We start from the raw sequence: 21,115 nt of genomic DNA on the forward strand, positions 1-21,115 counted from the left end.
AACGGCTACTCCTCGGCTCTTGCGCCCCCCAGGGCTTCATGCAAAAGCTCGGTAGTGTGGTGTAGCAAAGCGGGGTAGTTATAAGCGGGCCCGTCGGCCTCACTCAACGTATCAACGTAGAGCGGGCCTGCCAGCGTCAAACCGGTCTCCCGGGCTAGGGCGTCCATGTGAATGTCGGGTGTCGTGCTCTCAAAAAATAGCGCTGGCGGGCGCTTGTCAACCAGACGCTCACTCATGCTGGCCATGTCGTGAGCGCTGCCCATCGTTTCGCTATTCAGCCCCCAAATGGCCGCGAACTCGAATCCGTAAGCGTGGGCAAAGTAGCTTAGTGCGGCTTCACTCATGGTGATCAGTCGATTGGTGTGGGGGATGCCCTCCAAGCGTTCGATGACCTGCTGGTCGAGTAATGAAAGCGCGTCCTTGGCCTCTTCAGCGCGCGTTCGAAATGCGTCGGCACGCTCGGGGAAGCGGGCGCTGAGGGTGTGCGTGATGACATCGATATAGGCCGCTGCACCTTGCGGAGCCATCCACATATGTGGGTCAGGGCTTCCCTCGTACTGCCCCTGCTGTAGTGTCAGGGTCGGATAGTCGGCCATCTCGGCGAGTGCGACTAGCGTCAGCCTATCGCTGGCCATCGCTTTTAAATGACGAATCCACGGCTCTAATCCATGGCCGTTGTAAAACACGATATCGGCCTCTTCGACGGCGAGTACGTTAGGCGGGGTGAGTTCCCAGCGATGCACATCTTCACCGATCGGTACGATCGTCGTAATGGAAATGTCGTCACCGGCAACGCGTTTGACCAAATCCTCGATCACCGAAAACGAGGCGATGATCTTGGCAGACGATGCGGCGAATGACGGCGAAGAGATGAATGTTGCTACTAACAAGAGCGTGATGATCCAAGATATTCGCTTATCCATGCCACGCTCCTAACCCATTAAAATGACGGGAGATAATAAAGAGAGTCGCGCCCCGTTGCCAGTCTTGCTTGGTGTAGAGAGCGGCCATAGTGAGCTGCACCACCAACAGACGCGATGGTTTCCCCGCTGACGCTTACCCTCTATGCTATGAAAAGCCCTCAACGCTGGCATCGCTCTTGGCGGGCTGCCCATCGAGTCGCTGTCGCAACGTTTGTACGCTTCACTGAGCATAGCGGCTTTGACGGCGGTGTTTGTAACGTTCTTTGGCCTAGCTCTGGATGGCGCGTCATGACTTCTCAATCTGTTACGTCTTCTCGCCGCCGTCGGGGCTACCCCAATGGGCGCGATATCGCCCCCGTGGCGCTGGCGGCACTTCGCGATTTATTGGGCGATGAGCGCCAAACGCCCAGCTTGAAACGCCGCGACCTGCTGATAGAGCACCTGCACACCCTTCAGGACGCCCACGGCCATCTATCGCTCGTGGAACTGCGCGCCCTGGCAGCCTATATGAACCTGCCTATGGCGGCGGTGTACGAGACGGCGACGTTCTACGCCCACTTCGATGTCGTGAATGACCAACAAGCGCCTCCCCCGGATACGACGATTCGCGTCTGTGATTCTCTCTCGTGCCAATTAGCAGGGGCCAGTGCGCTACACAAAGCGTTGGAAGCCCGCGTTGACCCTGACTGCGTGCGGGTGATCCGTGCGCCCTGTATGGGTCGCTGCGATACCGCGCCGGTGGCTGAAGTTGGCCACCACCATGTGCTGTATGCCACCGCAGACGGTGTAGAAGCTGTCGTGGACACGGGGCACTTTCATCCTGAAGCGATCCTATGGCAGCGGCTTGGCGACTATCAGCAGATGGGCGGTTACCAGTTACTGGCCAATGCCCGAAGCGGTAAGGTCAACATTGATGAGGTGCTGCAGACGCTTGAAACCTCGGGCCTGAGAGGCTTGGGAGGCGCGGGCTTCCCTACCTTCAAAAAGTGGCAGGCCGTGCGTCAAGCCGCCGGGCCACGCTACTGCGTCATCAACGCTGACGAAGGCGAGCCGGGGACGTTCAAAGACCGCTACTATTTAGAGCGCGCGCCGCATCAGTTTCTGGAGGGCGCACTGGTGAGCGCTTGGGCAATCGATGCCGAGGCGCTCTATATCTATCTGCGCGACGAGTACCCCGGCCTACACCGCGTGCTCCATGAGGCGATTGCAGAGCTTGAGCAGGCGGGCATCGTCGCGCGGGGCTTCATCATCATGCGCCGGGGAGCGGGCGCCTATATTTGTGGCGAGGAGTCGGCGCTGATCGAATCCCTGGAGGGCAAGCCCGGCAAGCCGCGCCACCGACCGCCTTACGTGGCCCAAGAGGGGCTATTTGATCGTCCCACGCTGGTCAATAACGTCGAAACCGTTTACTGGATTCCCGCCATTTGGCACAAAGGGGCGGAATGGTTTACCGGACATGGGCGCCACGGACGGCGGGGCCTACGCAGTTTTTCTATCTCTGGTCGAGTGAACAAGCCCGGTGTGTACTTGGCACCAGCAGGCATCACGCTGCGCGAGTTGGTTGAAGAGTATGCGGGCGGCATGGCAGAAGGACATACGCTGGCCGCTTACCTGCCCGGCGGGGCCTCGGGTGGCATTCTGCCGGCCAGCAAAGCCGATGTGCCGCTGGATTTTGATACGCTTCAGGCGCACGGCAGTTTTATTGGGTCAGCGGCGATAATCGTGCTGTCTGATCAGGATAACCTTCAGGCGGTGGCCACCAATCTGCTGGCTTTTTTTGCCGATGAATCCTGCGGGCAGTGCACGCCTTGCCGGGTAGGCAGCGAGAAAATGCTCAGCCTGCTGGAGCAACCCACATGGGATGTGCAAGCGCTCACTCGGCTGGCGCAAGTGATGCAGGACGCCTCGATTTGCGGCCTGGGGCAAGCGGCACCGAATCCTGTCTTAGGACTACTCAAGGATTTCCGCCCTGCGCTCGCCCAGCAGCAGATTATCGTCAGTGATGCCGCTGAAGGGAGTGCACCATGAGCGCTTCGTTCACTATTGTATTGGATGATCAAGACGTCACTGCCTACCACGGAGAAACTCTTTGGCAGGTGGCCAAGCGCGCTGGCGAGACCATTCCTCACCTCTGTTTCAAAGACGCCCCCGGCTACCGTGCCGATGGCAATTGCCGTGCCTGTATGGTGGAAGTGGAAGGCGAGCGCGTGCTGGCGGCAAGCTGTATCCGCGAGGCCAAACCCGGCATGGTGGTGCGCAGCGCCCACTCGCCCCGTGCCACACAAGCGCGTGAAACGGTATTGGAACTGCTGATGGCCGACCAGCCCAGCCGCGCCCAAAGCCCAGACCGCTCCAGCCACTTCTGGGAAGTAGCCGACCAACTGGCGGTCGACGAAGCGGCCGTTAAGTCGTGGCTGCCAGCACGCCGCTCAGTCGCCGTCAGCCATGCGGCGGCGGCACCGAAGGTGAGCCAGCCGGATACCAGTCACCCGGCGATGCACGTCAACTTGGACGCTTGCATTACCTGCAACCTGTGCGTGCGCGCCTGCCGCGAGGTGCAGAGTAACGATGTCATCGGCATGGCGCAGCGAGGCGCAGCCGCCACCGTGGTATTTGATTTTGCCGACCCGATGGGCCAGAGCACCTGTGTGGGCTGCGGCGAGTGCGTGCAAGCGTGCCCCACCGGCGCGCTGATGCCTGCCACCGTGGTCAATGCCCAAGGTCAGGGCGATTCTCAAAGCCAGCGGCAGGTAGATTCCGTGTGCCCCTATTGCGGGGTGGGCTGCCAGCTGACGTACCATATTAACGACGATGCCCTGGCTTATGTGGAAGGGCGCAACGGCCCCGCTAACCAGAACCGCCTGTGCGTGAAAGGCCGGTTTGGGTTTGATTACGTGAGCCACCCGGCACGCCTGACCAAGCCACTGATACGCTTGCCTGGGATTCCCAAAGCGCTCGACCCTACCTTTGATCCTGCCAATCCTTTCAGCCATTTCCGTGAGGCCAATTGGGACGAAGCGCTGGGAATCGCGGCGGGCGGCCTAATGACGATTAAACAGGCGCAAGGCCCCAAAGCGTTGGCGGGCTTTGGCAGCGCCAAATGCTCTAACGAAGAGGCGTGGCTGTTCCAGAAGTTGGTGCGTACCGGCTTTGGCAGTAATAACGTGGACCACTGCACGCGGCTTTGCCATGCCAGCTCCGTCGCGGCGCTGATGGAGTGCTTAGGCTCTGGCGCGGTGACCGCTTCGTTTATGCAGGCGCTGGAGGCTGATGTGGTGATCCTTACCGGCTGCAATCCGGCAGTGAATCACCCCGTGGCGGCGACATTCTTCAAGCAGGCAGCCAAGCAGGGCACCGAGATCATTATTCTCGACCCTCGCGGGCAGGCGCTGGACGCATACGCCAGCATGAGCGTGCGTTTTACACCAGGGGCGGATGTATCGCTGTTCAACGCGCTGCTCCATGTGATCATTGCGGAAGGCCTGTATGACCAAGCCTACATCGACGCCCACACTGAGGGCTTTGGCGCGCTCAAGCTGAGCGTCGCTCACAGTACACCGGAAGCCATGAGCGCACTATGCGGCGTCTCCCCCGACACCATTCGTGAAGTGGCGCGGCGCTACGCCAACGCCGAAAAAGCGATGATTTTCTGGGGCATGGGTATTTCCCAGCATACCCATGGCACCGACAACGCCCGCTGCCTGATTTCGCTGGCACTGGCCTGCGGCCATACCGGTCGCCCCGGCACGGGCCTGCACCCGCTGCGGGGTCAAAATAACGTGCAGGGGGCGTCGGATGCGGGGCTGATTCCCATGGTGCTGCCGGACTACCAGCCAGTAGGCGATAGCCAGCTACGCGCCGCGTTTGAAGCGCTATGGAACACGCCGCTGAGCAATGAGCCTGGACTGACGGTGGTGGAAGTGATGAATGCGATTCATGCAGGCGAGGTGCGTGGCATGTACATCTTGGGTGAAAATCCGGCGATGTCTGACCCGGACCTTACCCATGCCCGCGCCGCGCTGGGTAAGCTCGAGCATTTGGTGGTGCAGGATCTGTTCGTCACTGAAACCGCCCAGTTTGCCGATGTCATTTTGCCTGCCTCTGCATGGCCCGAAAAAGAGGGCACCGTGACCAACACCAACCGCCAAGTACAGCTTGGGCGTGCTGCCTTACCGTTGCCAGGAGACGCCAAGCCAGACTGGTGGATCATCCAGGAGATCGCTAACCGCTTTGGGCTGAACTGGCGCTATCAGCACCCGCAAGACGTGTTTGCTGAAATGCAGCAGGGGATGCACTCATTCAACCATATTAGCTGGGAGCGGCTAGCGCGGGAGAGCTCTGTCACATACCCCTGCCCAGCCGAGGATGAACCGGGTCAGGATGTGGTGTTTAGCGACGCCTTTCCGCGCGCTGGCGGGCTGGCCAAATTCGCCCCTGCGCGTCCGCTTCCCCCGGATGAGCCGGTGGATCACGAGTACCCCACGGTATTGACCACGGGTCGTCAGTTAGAGCATTGGCATACGGGCTCCATGACGCGGCGCGCCCAGGTGCTCGACGCGCTAGAACCAGAAGCGGTCGCCTGTCTTTCAGCGGGTGAACTCCATCGCTTGGGGGTGTCGCCGGGCGAGAAGCTCACCATCATTACGCGGAGGGGCGCGATCACGCTGACCGCCAGAGTGGACGACAAAATCCCCAATGGTATGGTTTTCGTGCCATTTGCCTACGCCGAGGCCGCCGCCAATCTGCTCACCAACCCGGCCTTGGATCCTTACGGCAAAATACCCGAGTTCAAGTACGCCGCCTGTCGGCTGGAGCGCGCAGCAGTGCCGCCGCCACACTAAGCGAGCTCTGCCCCTGCAAGGAGCGTCTGGGTTGGGGTATCATCCTGCCAGTGAGTGTTAATTATGTGATGGAGTAAGCGGGGCGATGTCGCAAGCACAGGCAGTGCAACGGGTGTTGATGCTAGACAACTACGATAGCTTTACGTTTAACATCGTCCAGTATCTGGGTGAGCTGAATGCCGAGGTGATGACCTACCGCAACGATGAAATTACCTTAGCCCAGATGTGCGCCTTGGCACCGACCCATCTGGTAATTTCGCCCGGCCCTTGCACGCCCAACGAGGCAGGCATTTCGTTGGCAGCCATCGAGCACTTTGCGGGCAAACTGCCTATATTGGGCGTTTGCCTGGGGCACCAGGCCATTGGCCAGGTCTATGGCGGCAAGGTCGTGCGGGCGCCCCAGGTGATGCACGGCAAAACCTCGGCCGTTGTACACCGTGGGCAGGGCGTGTTCAGCGGGCTGGAAAACCCGCTGGAAGTGACGCGCTATCACTCATTGGTGGTTGAGCATGAGAGCCTGCCCGACTGCCTAGAAGTGACCGCCTGGACCGCCGAAGATGACGTGACGCCTGGGCTGATCATGGGGTTTCGTCATCGTACCCTTGATGTGGAAGGCGTACAGTTTCATCCTGAGTCGATACTCACGCGCCAGGGCCATGCGTTATTGGCCAATTTTTTACAACGCGGCTGATCGCCACATTCATACGCTTTAGGGGCTTTCCTGCTCATGCAAATGCGAGACGCAATTAACGCGGTGATGCGCCGCGAAGACCTCTCTTTCGATGCGATGCACGCGCTGATGCGCCAGATCATGACTGGCGAAGCCTCCGACGCGCAAATTGGCGGTCTACTGGTGGGGTTGGCCATGAAAGGGGAAAGCGCTGAAGAGATCAGAGCCGCTGCCCAGGTGATGCGTGAGCTCATGAAGCGCGTCGAGCTGCACACCGAGAACGTGGTGGATATCGTCGGTACCGGCGGCGATGGTGCCAACCTGTTCAATGTATCGACCGCGTCCAGTTTCGTGGCGGCGGCGGCGGGGGCTCACGTTGCTAAACATGGCAATCGCAGCGTTTCCTCTTCCTCGGGTAGCGCGGATCTGTTCGATATCGCAGGCATCTATCTTGACCTGAAGCCCGACCAAGTAGCCCGCTGCATTGAGCAGGTGGGCGTTGGCTTCATGTTCGCACCTAACCACCACCCGGCCATGCGTTACGCCATTGGACCGCGGCGCGAAATGGGCGTACGTACGTTGTTCAATATTCTGGGCCCGCTCACCAATCCGGCCGGGGCGCCCAACCAGGTGTTAGGCGTCTACTCGGCCGAGCTGGTGCCGCTGATGGCCGAAGTATTGCGCAAGCTGGGTAGCCGCCATGTCATGGTGGTGCATTCTGAGGATGGCCTGGATGAGATCTCCCTCGCGGCACCCTCGCTGGTGGCGGAGCTAAAAGAGGGCGAAATTACCCAGTACACCATTACGCCGGAATCCCTGGGCGTCGAGCGCCAAAGCCTGGCCAACCTCAAAGCGTCCAGCGCGGAAGATAGCCTGCGTTTGGTGAAAGCCGCGCTTAGCGGTGAAGGCGCAGCGGCAGATATGGTGGCGCTCAACGCCGGGGCGGCGCTTTACTGCGCGGGCGTGGCCGATAGCTTGAAAGAGGGCGTGATGGTGGCCCAGGATGCCCAGGCCTCCAAACTACCGCTTGAGAAGCTCAGAGAGCTTTCGCACTTCACTAGCGTCTTTAAAGGGTAAAACTTCCAATGAGTGACCAGGCAACGCCGACTATTTTAACGCGCATTTTGGCCCGTAAAGACCAGGAAGTCGCTGAGCGTCAGCAGGCGGTATCTAAAGCGGATCTGCTTGCGCTGGCGGAAAAGCAGAGCGCGCCCCGTGGCTTTATTGAGGCATTGAATCAGCGTATTGCGGCAGGCGATGCGGCCGTGATTGCCGAGGTGAAAAAAGCCTCGCCCTCTAAAGGCGTGATGCGGGAAGCGTTTCACCCAGCGGATATCGCCAAAAGCTACGCCCAGGGCGGGGCGGCGTGTCTTTCGGTGCTCACCGATGCCGACTTCTTCCAGGGCCATGAGGATTACCTCATCGCCGCTCGCGATGCCTGTGACCTGCCGGTGATCCGTAAAGACTTCATTACCCACGGCTATCAGGTCACAGAAGCGCGCGCCATCGGTGCGGACTGCATCCTATTGATTGTGGCGGCGCTCAATGACGCTCAGCTGCGCGACCTGCACCAGCAGGCCAACGCATTGGGCATGGACGTGTTGGTGGAAGTTCACGATGCAGAGGAGCTAGAGCGGGCGCTCGCCTTGGACCTAAAGCTAGTGGGTATCAATAACCGTAATCTGCACACGTTCGAGACCAGTTTGAATACCACCCTGGACCTGCTGCCGCGTATTCCTGATGGCGTCACCGTGATCACCGAATCAGGTATTCACACGCGTGATGACGTAGAGCTGATGCGTGACCACGAAGTCAATGGTTTCCTGGTAGGGGAGGCGTTCATGCGCGAAGAGGACCCTGGTTTGGCCCTCAAGCGGCTGTTTTTCTAAACGCTTCACACGGATACAAGCAAGCCCCAGCAGGCCAGTCGCGTTAGCGGCTGGCCTGTTTGATGCAGGAGAGCAGGGCTTGCAGCGGGTGGGGCAGGGTTTGCGCCGAGTAGCGCTTTACTTGGCTGCGGCAGGAGTAGCCGGTGGCCAGTAGCTTGCCGCTTTTCTCTTCGGCTTCGACCTGGGGCTGCCACGACTGAGCGTAGATCGTTTTGGAGGTGGCGACGTTACGGGTCTCATGGCCGTAGGTGCCGGACATACCGCAGCAGCCCGTGGTGGCCAGCTCCAACTGCAATCCAAAGGCGGCAAACACCTGCTGCCACGCTTTCGGGCTGCCCGGTGCATTGGTTTTTTCGGTGCAGTGGGAGAGTAGCTTAAAGCCTGGGTCTTCGAGCGTGAGCTTGTTGGTGGCGAGGGTGTTGACGCGGGTCGCCAGCCACTCCTGAAGCATCAGTACGTTCGGCACTTGCTCAGGGCCCAACGCTTTGACGTACTCCTGGCGGTAGGTGAGCGTCATGGCAGGGTCGATGCCCACCATGGGCACCTCGAACTCGCTGAGTGCGCGAAGGCGTTTGGCTTGCTTTTCTGCCGTGCGCTCGAAGGCACCTAAAAAGCCCTGTACGTGCAGCGGCTTGCCGTTGGCGGAAAACGGCATCACAAACACGCGCAGGTTCAGCCGCGATAGCAGCTCTACCACGTCCATCACCAGCTTGGCTTCGAAATAAGTGGTGAAAGCGTCTTGCACGATCACGACGCTGTTGGCTCGCTGCTGCTCGGTGAGGAGCGCAAGCGATGTGGGCGTGGCTTCCGCCACGCCCCAGGCACGCAGCTGTTTTTTCACGCTGGCGCGAGAGAGCGCGGGGGAGTCGCTAATACCGAGCCCTTTTTGCATCAGCTGCTCGACCCAACGCTGGCCAAGGGCGGCGTTATAGAGCGGAGCGATCTTGGTCAACGCAGGCAACATGAATTCGGTGCCGCCAATCACGTAGTCGCGCAGCGGGCGCAGGTAGCGGCCGTGATACACCTCTAAAAACTGCGAGCGGAACTGCGGCACGTTGACTTTGATCGGGCACTGGCCCGCGCAGGATTTGCACGCCAAGCAGCCCGCCATGGCGTCGTACACCTCATGGGAGTAGTCGTGTTGCTGCTGGCGGCTAAGGGTGTTCATCACCCGCTTGGGGAAGCTTTTGATGAAGCCCCAGGTGCGCTCCTGCTTTTTCTTACGCGACTCTTCCACCACGTCGATGCCCGCTTGCGACTGCAGGCGTAACCACTCACGCATCAAGCTGGCGCGGCCTTTGGGTGAGTGGCGGCGGTCGCGGGTGGCCTTCCACGAGGGGCACATGGGGTCGTCCACATCGTAGTTGTAGCAAGCGCCGTTGCCGTTGCAGTACACCGCCGCGTCGTAGGCCTGCCAGGCCCGCTCGTCGATGGTGCGGTCGAGTTGGCCGCGCATGGGCACGCCGTCGATGGTGAGCAGTTCCGGGTCGCTCTCTTTCGCAATCAGCGTGGCGCTTTCGGAAGGTGACGCGATCTTGCCGGGGTTGAGCTGGTTGTGCGGATCGAAGGCTGCCTTGACCTGCTGCAGGTAGGGGTAAAGTTCGCCGAAGAACTTAGGGCCGTATTCGGAGCGCACCCCTTTGCCGTGTTCGCCCCACAGTAGCCCCCCGTACTTCTGGGTGAGGGCGGCGACTTCATCGGAGATCTCGCGAATCAGCGCTTCCTGGGCCGGGTCTTTCATGTCCAGCGCCGGGCGTACGTGCAGCACCCCCGCATCCACATGGCCGAACATGCCGTAGGAGAGCTTGCGTGCATCCAGCGCGGCGCGGAACTCGGTAATGAAATCCGCCAGGTGCTCCGGCGGGACGGCGGTGTCCTCCACGAACGGCAGCGGGCGTTTCTCTCCCTGAACGTTACCCAGCAGGCCCACCGAGCGTTTGCGCATGGCGTAGACTTTTTGGATCTGCGGACGGCCTTCCGCCAGGGTGTAGCCCAGCCGCTCCACGGTGGCATCCTGGCTCAGGTGCTGGGTAAAGGCCGCTACACGCGCCGCGAGCTGTTCGGGGTCATCATCGTTGAGCTCGATCAGGTTGATGCCTTGAATGGGCGTGCTGCCTGCAGGAAAAAATTCCGCCACGCTGTCCCAAACGAAGTCGTCCATCGCCAGCTGTAGAACGGTATCGTCTACCGTTTCTATGGAGGTGGGCTTGGCGCTGCTGGCCATCAGCGCCTTGGCATCCCGCAGGGCATCCATGAAGCTTGGATAGCGCACGTTGACGAGCGTAGAGTGCTTGGGGATTGGCAGTACGTTGAGCACGGCTTCGTTCAAGAAGCCCAGCGAGCCCTCCGAACCGCACAGCAGGCTGTTCAGGTTGAGCCGCCCATCTTCGCGCAGATGCGCCAAGTCGTAGCCGGTGAGGCAGCGGTTGAGCGGTGGGAAGGTCGCCTCGATCAATTCACGCTGCTGGTCGATGATCGTCGCGGCGGTGCGGTGTACCTTGCCGAGCACACCCTCTTGGGCCAGCGCCTGCTGCTCCTCATCGGCGCTCAGCGGGCGGCTGTGTAAATGCTGCCCGCCGAGCAGAACCGTATCCAGCTCCAGCACGTGGTGGCGGGTTTTGCCGTACTGGCAGCTCCCTTGGCCGCTGGCATCGGTGGAAATCATGCCGCCAATGGTGGCGCGATTCGAGGTCGAGAGCTCCGGGGCGAAAAACAGCCCGTGGGGTTTCAGCGCGGCGTTGAGCTGGTCTTTGACCACGCCCGCCTGTACCCGCACCCGGCGGGCTTCCACATCGATTTCAAGAATTTGGTTCATGTGGCGGGAGACATCCACCACGATCCCGTCAGTCAGCGACTGGCCGTTGGTGCCGGTGCCGCCACCCCGGGGCGTCAGCACGATATCCCGGTGGGGCAGCTCGCAGGCCAGCTTGGCGAGACGCTCCAGGTCCTCGGCATGCTTGGGAAACACCGCCGCTTGGGGCAGGCGCTGATAAATCGAGTTATCCGTCGCCAGCACGGTGCGGTGGGCGTAATCCGGCGCTATTTCACCTTCGAAACCGCGGGCACGCAGAGCGTCGAGAAAACGCACGTAGTGGCTGCCAAGGCGTTCGAAAGGGGCCGTGCGAGAGTCCAGGGATGCAATCATAGGAGGTTGAGCCGTCACTGCTGGAAGCGGATAAGGGATAAGCGCTACTTTACCGCAGCTACCGTAGCGGTGCATCTCGATAGCCGGACTCAGTCGCTGCCGAGAGCCTCTTTGACGAGTGCTGAACAGGTATCGTTCATGGGCAGCGTCAGGGCCAGTGCGTGCGCCTGCGGCGACATCTTACCCCAGGTCTTTTGCACGATGCGCACCATGTGATCGTGCTCTACCTTGCGGGAGAAGTCCGCAAAGTAGTTTTCCAAGAACACCAAACAGGCACAGTCTTCCAGGGCTTGCACATCGCTATCGCGCCCCAGGCCCTGCTTGCGGATCATGCTGGCGACGCGCTTGGCCTCCTCTTGGGAGTAGCCCGCTTCTTCCATGATCGCTGCCGTGGTATCGCCTGCTCGAGCGCTCTGGTCGCGTCGCCAAGTCAAATAGCCAATACGGCCTTCCGGATAATCGCTACGCTGCAGCTTCCAACGCTGCAGATGCTGCGCGCGCACGGCAATGCCCAATAGGTCGCTGGGCGTCTCCTGGAGTCGCTCTAGCCACCGGCTCATACGCTGGGCATAGGCCAGCTCTTGGGGCTGGGCAGTGCCATCCGAGAGGGTGGTCGTCTGGGGATCTTGGGCGTGCAGCGCGTCGAGGGCGGCAAGGGTCTTGTCAAAAGCGGACGACATGGCGGGCTCGCTTGGAGGGAGTGGAATGGAGGTATCCTAGCAGCTTGTCGGCCACGATAAAAAACGCCCGCTGCCAGGGGCAGCGGGCGCGCTAGGGTCAGAAAGCCGATGTCAAGAACGGCTGGTATTGTAAATCTCTTCGTTGAGCTCACCTTCGCTTTTACCCACCAGCGTGGTGACCATCAAATCACCGGCCACGTTCACGCTGGTGCGTGCCATGTCTAGAATGCGGTCGATCCCCGCTACCACGGCAATGGCTTCCAGAGGCAGGCCAATTTGCGCCATGACGATGGAGAGCATGATCAGCCCCGCACCGGGCACGCCCGCCGTGCCAATCGAAGCCAGTGTGCCGGTAGCAACGATCATGGCGTAATCCATCATGCTCAGGTCGGTGCCGGTCATCTGGGCAATGAACAGCACCACCACACCTTGGTAGAGCGCAGTGCCGTCCATGTTGATGGTGGCGCCCACGGGCAGGACGAAGCCCGATACCCCTTCCGATACGCCCAGGTTTTTCTGCGCACAGCGAATCGATACGGGCAGGGTGCCCGCAGAGGAAGCAGAGGAGAAAGCGACGACAATGGCGTCCAGGCTGCCTTTCAGGTAGCGCACGGGATTCAAACGACCCAGCAGGGAGATAAAACCTGAGTAAATCACCAGAACATGCAGAATGCTGGCTACATAGACCACGCCAATTAGCTTGGCGAGCGGCAGCAGGATCTCCAGGCCGTACTGACCCGAGACGTGGGCAATCAAGCCAAAGACCCCGAACGGGGCGAACGCCATCACCAAGCCGGTGAGTTTGTACATGGCCTCTGCGAAGCTATCGAAAACCTTCATGACCGGTTCGCCTTTCTCGCCGATCAGCGTCAGCGAGATTCCCAGCCCAATGGCAAACACGATGATCTGCATGATGTTGCCGTTCGCCAAGGCATCCAGCGGGTTGCGCGGCACGAGGTTGACCAGGATGGAGACCAGAGAGGGCGCTTCGTTGGCCGATACCTCGGCATCGAAGCTCAGCCCCACGCCTACCCCAGGCTGCAAAAGCGTCGAGAGCACGAGGCCAATGGTGATCGCGAAGGCGGTGGTCACCAAATAAAGCGTTATCGTACGAGCGCCGATTCGGCCCATCTTTTGCGGGTCGCGCATTGAAGTAATGCCGACCACCAGGGTAGAAAAGACCAGCGGTACGATCAGCATCATGATGGCGTTGATGAAGATATCGCCCAGCGGTTTGAAGATGCTGGCGGTTTCACCGAGCAGCGCTCCTGCCACTACCCCGAGGGCCAAGCCCGCCAGTATTTTTTTCCACAGGGCAATGCGACGCCACCATCCCCATGCTCCTTTCGGTGCGGTTTCCTGCACGTTGTTTCTCCTTTTTTAGATCCGTTGTTAGTGGTTCTTGCTGACGAAGGGCGGGCACTCTATCACTTTTGCCTAATGATCGGGGATGGGTATGTAAATTGTTCATAGCGCATACCGGCGCTTTACCTAGTGGTTGTGGTGGCCATGCCCCATAGCCCCTTGTCTCGCTTTTGCCTACAATAGGCCCCTTTGCCACGGCGTCGATGTGCCGTGTTCCACTGAATTCAGGCCAAGGGATAATCCATGCTCGATCCGAAACTGCTGCGCGGTGATCTTGATGCGACTGCGCAACGACTGGCCCGCCGGGGCTTTGAACTCGATACTGCAGCGCTTAAGGCGCTAGAGTCGCGTCGTCGTGAACTGCAAACTCAGACCGAGCAACTGCAGAACGAGCGCAATATGCGCTCTAAGGCGATTGGTAAGGCCAAGGCCAGCGGTGAAGATATTCAACCGCTGCTGGATGAAGTCAGCGATTTAGGCGACCGCCTGGATAAAGCCAAAAAAGAATTGGCTGACGTGCAGGAGGAGTGGGACGAGGCCATCAGCGGTATCCCCAACCTGCCCCATGAAAGCGTGCCGGAAGGCAAGAGCGAAGACGATAACGTCGAGCTGCACCGCTGGGGGACGCCGCGAGAGTTCGATTTCGACGTGCTGGATCACGTGGATTTGGGCAAGAAGTCTGGTTATCTCGATTTCGAGCTGGCGGCCAAGCTGACCGGCGCGCGCTTTGCAGTGATGCGCGGGCCCGTTGCGCGACTGCATCGTGCGTTGGCGCAGTTTATGCTCGATACGCAAACCCAGCAGCACGGCTATGAAGAGTGCTATGTGCCTTACATGGTCAACCGCGATTCGCTGATGGGCACGGGTCAGCTGCCCAAGTTTGGCGAGGATCTCTTCAAGCTGAACGATGAGCGGGAGTACCACTTAATTCCCACCTCTGAAGTGCCGCTGACCAACTTCGTGCGTGATGAGATCGTCGAGCTGGCCGCACTGCCGATGAAGCTCACGGCGCATACACCATGTTTCCGTTCGGAAGCTGGCGCTTATGGACGCGATACGCGCGGCATGATTCGTCAACACCAGTTCGACAAAGTCGAAATGGTACAGATCGTGGAGCCGGAGAAGAGCTACGACGCGTTGGAAGAGATGCGTGGGCATGCAGAAGCCATTCTGCAGGCACTCGAGTTGCCGTATCGCGTAGTGACGTTATGTACCGGCGACATGGGATTCGGCGCAGCGAAAACCTACGATCTGGAAGTGTGGCTGCCAAGCCAAAACACCTACCGGGAAATCTCGTCTGTCTCTAACTGCGAGGACTTCCAGGCGCGCCGGATGCAAGCGCGTTACCGTCATCCAGATGTCAAAAAGCCGCAGTTACTGCATACGCTCAACGGCTCTGGCCTTGCGGTAGGGCGCTGCCTGCTGGCGGTGCTCGAAAACCACCAGCAGGCAGATGGATCGATTACTGTTCCGGCTCCCCTGCAACCCTACCTGGGCGGCCTCGAGCGTCTTGTCCTCTAAGCGCCCACTCGACGTTTACCCCGGCATCGATGCGAATGGTGCCGGGGCGGTAGTCGCTGGCGGCACCGCCGCCGACTGTGTCACTTTCGGCGCGCATGGCCATCATCCGGGGCTGGAAAATGGGCGATTGCGTCTCTTCGATACGCTGAACGGGGCCAAGCGTGACGTTGAGGGTGCTCGCCATGAGGTCGGCTTTATGGCGGGCTTTTTCCAGCGCCTTGGTCAATGCCTCGTCGGTAGCTGCTTCCCGGTCTTGTAGATCGAACTGCACGCCATCCAACGCATTGACGCCAGCGCCAATCAGCGCGTCCAGCACATCGCCTAATTGGTCTATATTAGTTAGCTCGACGCTGAAGGGACGCTCCAAACGGGTGCGCATCAGCGGTTCCTGCTCGCCATTTTCGTTGTGCGGTCCTGCAACGTGCTCAGGGTAAACGTTCAATGAGCCGGCGTGGATCGCACGCTGCTCGATGCCCAGTGATTCCATGGCGGTGATGAGTTCACTGGCACGCTCTTCGAGGCGTTCACGAGCGCTGCCAAGCGCGGCGCTGTCCGTCTCTTCGAGGGTGGACACTGCCGGCGTGTTTTCCCAAAGGCGAGCAGAGAGCGTGGCCTTGTCGGGTTCGACCTCTACCCACGACTGTGCCTGGACGCTGAGGCTGGGGGGCGCGGGTGGTGCCGCTTGTGCACTAGGGGCTGCCAAAAGGGCTAGTAACGCGCCGGCCAGCACGCCATGACGAAGCCGTTTCAACGAGTGTGTTGCTGTTTTCATCGGTCACTTCCTTGCTGAGAGAGCCAATACGTTGTGTGCGCTAAATAGCGTGAGATGTCGCTGCTTTGAAGGGGGCGTGGACATAAAGTTCACAGGCTAAGCGAAAACGAAAAGCGGTTGCTGAATGTTTGCATGGTTTGTGCAACGTCATCTAAACGACCATCATGTATGGATAACATGCTAAGGAAAGGGCTATGTCGAAGTTGTCGGATGAGGATTATCGAAGTATTCCCCTCAACGCCACCCTGGCGATTGCTGCGCTAGTCGTGATCATCGCGGGTATGAAAATAGGTGCCGATTTATTGGTGCCGCTGCTGCTGGCGGTATTCATCGCCGTGGTGTGTACCTCTCCCGTTCAGTGGCTGCATCACTGCGGCCTGAGTCGACGAATGTCGGCGCTGATTACGCTACTGGTGTTGATGGGCTTTCTTTCCCTGATCGGTTTACTGGTCGTGAACAGTTTCAGTACGTTCATCGAGGCGCTGCCGGATATCGAGTCAAGGCTTTACGAGCACTATTGGGATCTTCTCAATACGCTGGCCTCCCACGGGCTGGCCATCGATCCTGATCAGCTCAGTTCGATGTTCGCCATGGAAGATGACGGTTCTTGGGTCGCTACGCTTCTGGGCGAGCTGGGTTCGCTGTTCATGCAGGGCAGTATCGTTGCACTGCTGGTGATCTTCATGCTGTTCGAAACACTGCACTTCCGCGATAAAGTGTCGCGCGCGCTAGAGAATCCGGCGCCGAGCCTCAAACGGTTCAGCGAGTTCAGTGTGACGTTAAAGCGCTATTTGGCGGTGAAGACCGTGATTAGTTTGGCGACCGGCGTGCTGGTGTGGCTCTCATGCCTCATGGTGGGCGTGGAATTTCCGCTGCTCTGGGGAGTGCTGGCCTTTGCGCTCAACTTCATTCCCAATATCGGTTCCGCGCTCGCGGCCATTCCGCCGGTGCTGTTGCTCTTGGTCTCTCAGGATGGCGGTTTACTTCAGGCATTCTTATTGGCTTCAGCGTATCTTGTCATCAACTTCATTTTGGGAAACTTGATCGAGCCACGAGTGATGGGCCAAGCGCTGGGATTATCCACGTTCGTGGCGTTTCTCTCGCTAGTGGTGTGGGGTTGGATCTTTGGTGCGGCGGGTATGTTGCTGTCGGTGGTGCTCACTATGACGCTGAAAATCGCGTTGGATAGCCATCCACAAACGCGCTGGATCGCTCACTTGTTAGGACCTGGCAGGCAACGGAACGTGCAGGTAAGGCGACCTGGCGATGCGCGTCGTCCACCCTGGCGACGAGGTGTATGGTCGAAGCGTGAATAAGGCGGAGAAGGAGAAGAGGAAGCGTCGTTACCGCTGGCCATGCCAGCGGTAACGTGAACGGCTTAAGCGTTCTGGTCGATGAACTGCGTCAACTGAGACTTGGACTGCGCACCTACTAGAGAAGCGACCTTGGTGCCCGACTTGAACAACATGACGGTGGGGACGCCGCGAACACCTTGCTCGGCAGCGATTTCCGGGGCATCGTCAACGTTCACGCTGACGACTTTCAAGTTGTCGCCACGCTCGGCGGCCACTTCATCGACAACAGGCGCCATGACTTTACATGGGCCGCACCAGGGGGCCCAGAATTTCAGCAGGACAGGCTGTTCGGCGTTGAGGACTTCTTGCTCGAAATTGGCGTTGGTGACATCAACATTATTAGCCATTTGCTTCTCCCGTTTGCGTTGCTCTTGCTGTTTCGTTGCCTCAAATGGAGCAACGGTCATTACGCGATATATTAGCGCACTTTCACCGCGCCAAGTTGCCAGATGTTAGCGGGCGAGAAGGGTGCTGGCAAATTCCTGATACGATTCAGCCTTAAATAGAAAAAATTAATAGATGTTCATAGGCGCTATTTTTTATACTATAAGGGAATTATGAGGCGTTTTTTTATTCAAAAATGTGCTCATTGAAGCACGGTTATCGGGTGCTTGGCCAAGCACGGAGTCGCAGCACGAGGATGCGCTATGACGTGCTTACGGCATAGACAATAAGGTGAGGATATGAAGCTACAGCAACTTCGCTATATTTGGGAAGTCAATCGACACAACCTCAATGTCTCGGCGACAGCTCAAAGTTTATTTACTTCCCAGCCGGGCATTTCCAAACAGATTCGCCTGCTGGAAGATGAGCTCGGTGTCGAGATTTTTGCTCGGAGCGGAAAACACCTCACCCGTGTCACGCCTGCCGGACAGTCGATCATCGAATTGGCGGGGCAGGTACTCAAACTCACCGAAAACATCAAGCAAGTAGCGCAAGAGCACAGCGATGAGCGTCGCGGTAGCCTTGCGATTGCCACCACACATACACAAGCGCGCTATGCGCTGCCACCGATCATCAGCGAATTCACGCTGAAGTATCCTGAAGTGGCGCTGCACATGCAGCAGGGCACGCCCAAACAAATTGCTCAAATGGTCAGCGAAGGGCAGGCGGACTTTGCCATTGCCACGGAGTCATTGGAGTTATTCACCGACCTAGTGTTGCTGCCCTGCTATCGTTGGAATCGCTGTGTGCTGGTGCCTAAGGAGCACCCGCTGGCCACCCTCGACGGACCCTTGACCCTGGACGCATTGGCCGAACACCCGCTAGTGACGTACGTGTTTGGTTTTACCGGACGCTCTCAGCTCGACGATGCGTTCAAAGCCAAGGGCTTGACGCCCAATGTCGTCCTAACGGCGGCCGACGCGGACGTGATCAAAACCTACGTGCGCTTGGGAATGGGCGTGGGTATCGTCGCGCACATGGCGGTCGACCCGGCACTGGATAGTGATTTGGTCGCCCTGGATGCCCGCCATCTGTTTGCCAGTTCGACGACGAAAATCGGTATTCGGCGCGGGACCTTCATGCGTGGCTACATGTACGATTTTCTAGCGCGTTTTGCACCGCATTTGACCCGTGACCGAGTGGATGAGGCGCTAATGGCCGGGCCGCGCTTCGAACAGACGCTGTTCGAAGGCGTCGAGCTGCCAGAGTATTGATCCCAAAAAAACCTGCTTCGGAAGTTAGGCCGAAGCAGGTGAAGGGAGGCATGACGAACTTTATGTTACGTGGCGCTTTGATCCGTGCTGATCTTAGTGCTGAAGATGTAGGCCGCACTCGCGCTTCTCTTCCACCTTGGTGGGGTCGAAGTAGTCGAAGTTGTTGGGTAGATCATGTGCTTCCAGGTAGTAGTACATATCTTTGGCCGTCCACTGAAGCAGCGGCGCCACTTTCAGTAAGCCGTCGCTATTACGGCTGACGACCTGCATTTTCGCTCGCTCTGGCGTGTCTTCGGCGCGCAGGGCTGTGAACCATACGTCAGGCTTCATCTCGCGAAGCGCCCGTTCGAAAGGCTCTAGCTTCACTTCTTGCGTAAAGGCGTTGTGCCGCGGGTCATCGATGCCAGGCATTGGCCCATCCAAGGCTTCACGATGGGCGCGGGTGCGTTGGGGTAGGAAGCTGACGATGTTCAAATTCAAACGCTGAATGAGTGCGTCTGCGAACTGATAGGTCGCCTCGGTGTTATAGCCGCTATCCATCCATACGATGGGAATATCCGGACGCACCTGCGTCACCATGTGCAAAATGACGGCTTCGAAGGGGCGAAAATTGGTAGTGCAAATAGGGCGCTCACCCTGGCTGAACGCCCACTCGATAAGCCCTTGCGGGTCGTTGGCGAAATCGCGATTGATCTGTTCGAGCGTTGAGGACATGCGGCCTCCTATGTGAAAAAGCGTGCAATGTCTCTAGGCTACCAAAAGCGAAGGACTTCTCCCCAATACCGTTTGGTTAGGCTTTTATATTTCTTTTGGATTTAAAAAAGTAGTTTGTTTATTCCAAGGCGCCAATCAAATGACGAATCTTGTCCAATGTCTCGGTGTACTCTTCCTCGGCTTGTGAATCTGCCACCAACCCGCCGCCGCCCCACACGTGGAGAGCGCCATCGTCAGCCACCATTGTGCGTATGGCAATCGACGTATCCATGCTGCCGCGCACGTCGATATAGCCCAAGCTGCCGCAATAGACGCTGCGCTGGCAGGGCTCCAGTTCATCGATTATTTGCATTGCCCGTATTTTGGGTGCGCCGGTAATCGAGCCGCCGGGAAACGCTGCCGTGAGCAATGAAAGCGGTGAGTGTTGGGACGCCAGTTGGCCTTGCACCACGCTGACTAAGTGATGGACGTTGGGATAGCTCTCTAACTGGCATAGCTGCGGCACGCGAATGGAGCCGGGGACACAAACGCGACCCAAATCATTGCGCAGCAAATCCACGATCATCACGTTCTCTGCACGGTCTTTGGTGCTGCTGAGCAAATCATTCGCCAGGGCACGGTCCTGGTCGGGCGTTTTGCCTCGTGGCCGTGTGCCTTTGATGGGGCGTGTTTCCACTAAGCCGTCACGGCTTTGAATGAAGCGCTCGGGAGAGAGCGATAGCACAGCCTGATGACCCCAGGCCATAAAACCAGAAAATGGCGTGGGGGTTGCTTTACGCAACTGAAGATACGCTTGCCACTCATCGCCTTCGTAATGCGCTGTAAAACGTTGGGCGAGGTTAATTTGATAACAGTCCCCAGCACGAATGTAGCGCTGAACGGCATCGAAACGCTCGGTGTAGGCCGCCTGAGTCAACTCCGGGGAAAATCGCTGAGTGAGCTTGAAAGGCGTTGTTGGCGTGTCGGGCGCCGCCAGCCATGCCGCTACTTGTTCACGTCGCGCCGGGCTGCCAACGAACCACGCTTGCTCTTTGACATGATCTAGTGTGATGCACCAATCAAATAGCCCCACACGTAATAACGGGAGACGAGTGGCAGCAGGGTGTTGACTGGCGATATCGGCGCGATTGCGGCCCAGGTCATAGCTCCAGTAGCCCATCAGCCCGCCCAGAAAAGGCAATTCGCTCTTTACGTTGACCGCGGGTAGCTGTTCGATCAACCACTGCTGTTGCGCGGTTACGTCCTCGGCAAGTGAGGCGGGAAGAGTGAGCATGTCAGACGACAGTCGAGTGTCGCCCTCTGGGGTCATTGTCAGCGTTGCCAGCGGATCGCTGCTGACGATGTCGAAACGGCCGGTCGTCGCTTTTGGGCGGCCGCTATCAAGCAGCACTGCGCCGGGGCGGTGCCGCAATTTGGCGAAGAGCGCCAAAGGGTCAGTAGAGTAGGGCAGGGCTGAAATCGTCAACGCCGTTGTCATGAAGCAAACGCCAAGCCAGTGGGGGGCGACGTATTTTAGAGGCCGTAACCTCATGACACCAGTATGGCCGTCGACGCCTTTCTCACGCAGCAAACTCCATTCAGG

At 58.8% G+C, this 21,115-nt stretch carries 16 protein-coding genes; 8 read left to right on the plus strand and 8 right to left on the minus strand.

The window, feature by feature from the left end; all coding sequences use genetic code 11:
- Positions 1 to 5: 5 nt before the first annotated feature.
- Positions 6 to 923 carry a metal ABC transporter solute-binding protein, Zn/Mn family gene (locus GYM47_RS06125; RefSeq protein WP_153842417.1) on the minus strand — a complete coding sequence of 306 codons (918 nt, stop codon included), beginning with the start codon at positions 921 to 923 and terminating at the stop codon, positions 6 to 8.
- A 288-nt stretch (positions 924 to 1,211) separates the two neighbouring features.
- Between GYM47_RS06125 and GYM47_RS06130 the strand changes: the two genes are divergently transcribed.
- From GYM47_RS06130 to trpC, 5 genes are all read left to right on the plus strand, one after another.
- Positions 1,212 to 2,951 carry an NADH-ubiquinone oxidoreductase-F iron-sulfur binding region domain-containing protein gene (locus tag GYM47_RS06130; protein WP_153842418.1) on the plus strand — a complete coding sequence of 580 codons (1,740 nt, stop codon included), beginning with the start codon at positions 1,212 to 1,214 and terminating at the stop codon, positions 2,949 to 2,951.
- Positions 2,948 to 5,764: a formate dehydrogenase subunit alpha gene (fdhF, locus tag GYM47_RS06135; RefSeq protein WP_153842419.1), complete on the plus strand. Its 2,817-nt coding sequence runs from the start codon at positions 2,948 to 2,950 to the stop codon at positions 5,762 to 5,764. The genes GYM47_RS06130 and fdhF overlap by 4 nt, the downstream gene beginning before the upstream one ends.
- Before the next feature lie 85 nt (positions 5,765 to 5,849).
- Positions 5,850 to 6,455 (plus strand): anthranilate synthase component II, encoded by a 606-nt coding sequence (locus GYM47_RS06140; RefSeq protein WP_153842420.1) that lies wholly within the window; start codon positions 5,850 to 5,852, stop codon positions 6,453 to 6,455.
- Between the two features lie 36 nt (positions 6,456 to 6,491).
- Positions 6,492 to 7,511 (plus strand): anthranilate phosphoribosyltransferase, encoded by a 1,020-nt coding sequence (trpD, locus tag GYM47_RS06145; RefSeq protein WP_153842421.1) that lies wholly within the window; start codon positions 6,492 to 6,494, stop codon positions 7,509 to 7,511.
- 8 nt (positions 7,512 to 7,519) lie between these two features.
- Entirely contained in the window at positions 7,520 to 8,323 is an 804-nt protein-coding gene (gene trpC / locus GYM47_RS06150) for an indole-3-glycerol phosphate synthase TrpC (protein WP_153842422.1), read from the plus strand.
- A gap of 43 nt (positions 8,324 to 8,366) precedes the next feature.
- Here trpC and ydiJ read toward each other — a convergent pair whose 3' ends face one another.
- The 3 genes from ydiJ to GYM47_RS06165 all read right to left on the minus strand — a co-directional run bounded on the left by ydiJ (position 8,367) and on the right by GYM47_RS06165 (position 13,513).
- Complete coding sequence (gene ydiJ, locus GYM47_RS06155) at positions 8,367 to 11,468, minus strand: D-2-hydroxyglutarate dehydrogenase YdiJ (RefSeq protein WP_153842423.1); 3,102 nt, start codon at positions 11,466 to 11,468, stop codon at positions 8,367 to 8,369.
- Positions 11,469 to 11,557: 89 nt separating this feature from the next.
- Positions 11,558 to 12,148, minus strand: a complete 591-nt coding sequence (locus GYM47_RS06160; RefSeq protein WP_153842424.1) for a DUF4202 domain-containing protein — start codon at positions 12,146 to 12,148, stop codon at positions 11,558 to 11,560.
- 111 nt (positions 12,149 to 12,259) lie between these two features.
- Positions 12,260 to 13,513: a dicarboxylate/amino acid:cation symporter gene (locus tag GYM47_RS06165; protein WP_153842425.1), complete on the minus strand. Its 1,254-nt coding sequence runs from the start codon at positions 13,511 to 13,513 to the stop codon at positions 12,260 to 12,262.
- Between the two features lie 243 nt (positions 13,514 to 13,756).
- On the opposite strand from GYM47_RS06165, the gene serS reads away from it, so the two are divergent.
- Positions 13,757 to 15,034 carry a serine--tRNA ligase gene (serS, locus tag GYM47_RS06170; RefSeq protein WP_153842426.1) on the plus strand — a complete coding sequence of 426 codons (1,278 nt, stop codon included), beginning with the start codon at positions 13,757 to 13,759 and terminating at the stop codon, positions 15,032 to 15,034.
- Here the strand turns inward: serS and GYM47_RS06175 are convergent.
- Entirely contained in the window at positions 14,976 to 15,806 is an 831-nt protein-coding gene (locus tag GYM47_RS06175; RefSeq protein WP_139525593.1) for an SIMPL domain-containing protein, read from the minus strand. The genes serS and GYM47_RS06175 overlap by 59 nt on opposite strands.
- 194 nt (positions 15,807 to 16,000) lie before the next feature.
- On the opposite strand from GYM47_RS06175, the gene GYM47_RS06180 reads away from it, so the two are divergent.
- A complete protein-coding gene (locus tag GYM47_RS06180) occupies positions 16,001 to 17,122 on the plus strand; it encodes an AI-2E family transporter (RefSeq protein ID WP_139525594.1) in 1,122 nt (373 codons plus the stop codon).
- 62 nt (positions 17,123 to 17,184) lie between these two features.
- Here the strand turns inward: GYM47_RS06180 and trxA are convergent, their stop codons facing one another.
- Positions 17,185 to 17,568 (minus strand): thioredoxin, encoded by a 384-nt coding sequence (gene trxA / locus GYM47_RS06185; protein ID WP_009722702.1) that lies wholly within the window; start codon positions 17,566 to 17,568, stop codon positions 17,185 to 17,187.
- A 276-nt stretch (positions 17,569 to 17,844) separates the two neighbouring features.
- On the opposite strand from trxA, the gene cysB reads away from it, so the two are divergent.
- Positions 17,845 to 18,819, plus strand: a complete 975-nt coding sequence (gene cysB, locus GYM47_RS06190) for an HTH-type transcriptional regulator CysB (protein WP_139525595.1) — start codon at positions 17,845 to 17,847, stop codon at positions 18,817 to 18,819.
- Between the two features lie 93 nt (positions 18,820 to 18,912).
- Here cysB and GYM47_RS06195 read toward each other — a convergent pair whose 3' ends face one another.
- Together GYM47_RS06195 and pabB are read right to left on the minus strand one after the other, a co-directional pair.
- A complete protein-coding gene (locus GYM47_RS06195) occupies positions 18,913 to 19,533 on the minus strand; it encodes a phosphoadenosine phosphosulfate reductase domain-containing protein (RefSeq protein WP_139525596.1) in 621 nt (206 codons plus the stop codon).
- Positions 19,534 to 19,651: 118 nt separating this feature from the next.
- Positions 19,652 to 21,010: an aminodeoxychorismate synthase component I gene (gene pabB, locus GYM47_RS06200; RefSeq protein ID WP_139525597.1), complete on the minus strand. Its 1,359-nt coding sequence runs from the start codon at positions 21,008 to 21,010 to the stop codon at positions 19,652 to 19,654.
- Positions 21,011 to 21,115: the final 105 nt, after the last annotated feature.

The organism is Vreelandella piezotolerans (assembly GCF_012427705.1).
Lineage (GTDB): Bacteria > Pseudomonadota > Gammaproteobacteria > Pseudomonadales > Halomonadaceae > Vreelandella > Vreelandella piezotolerans.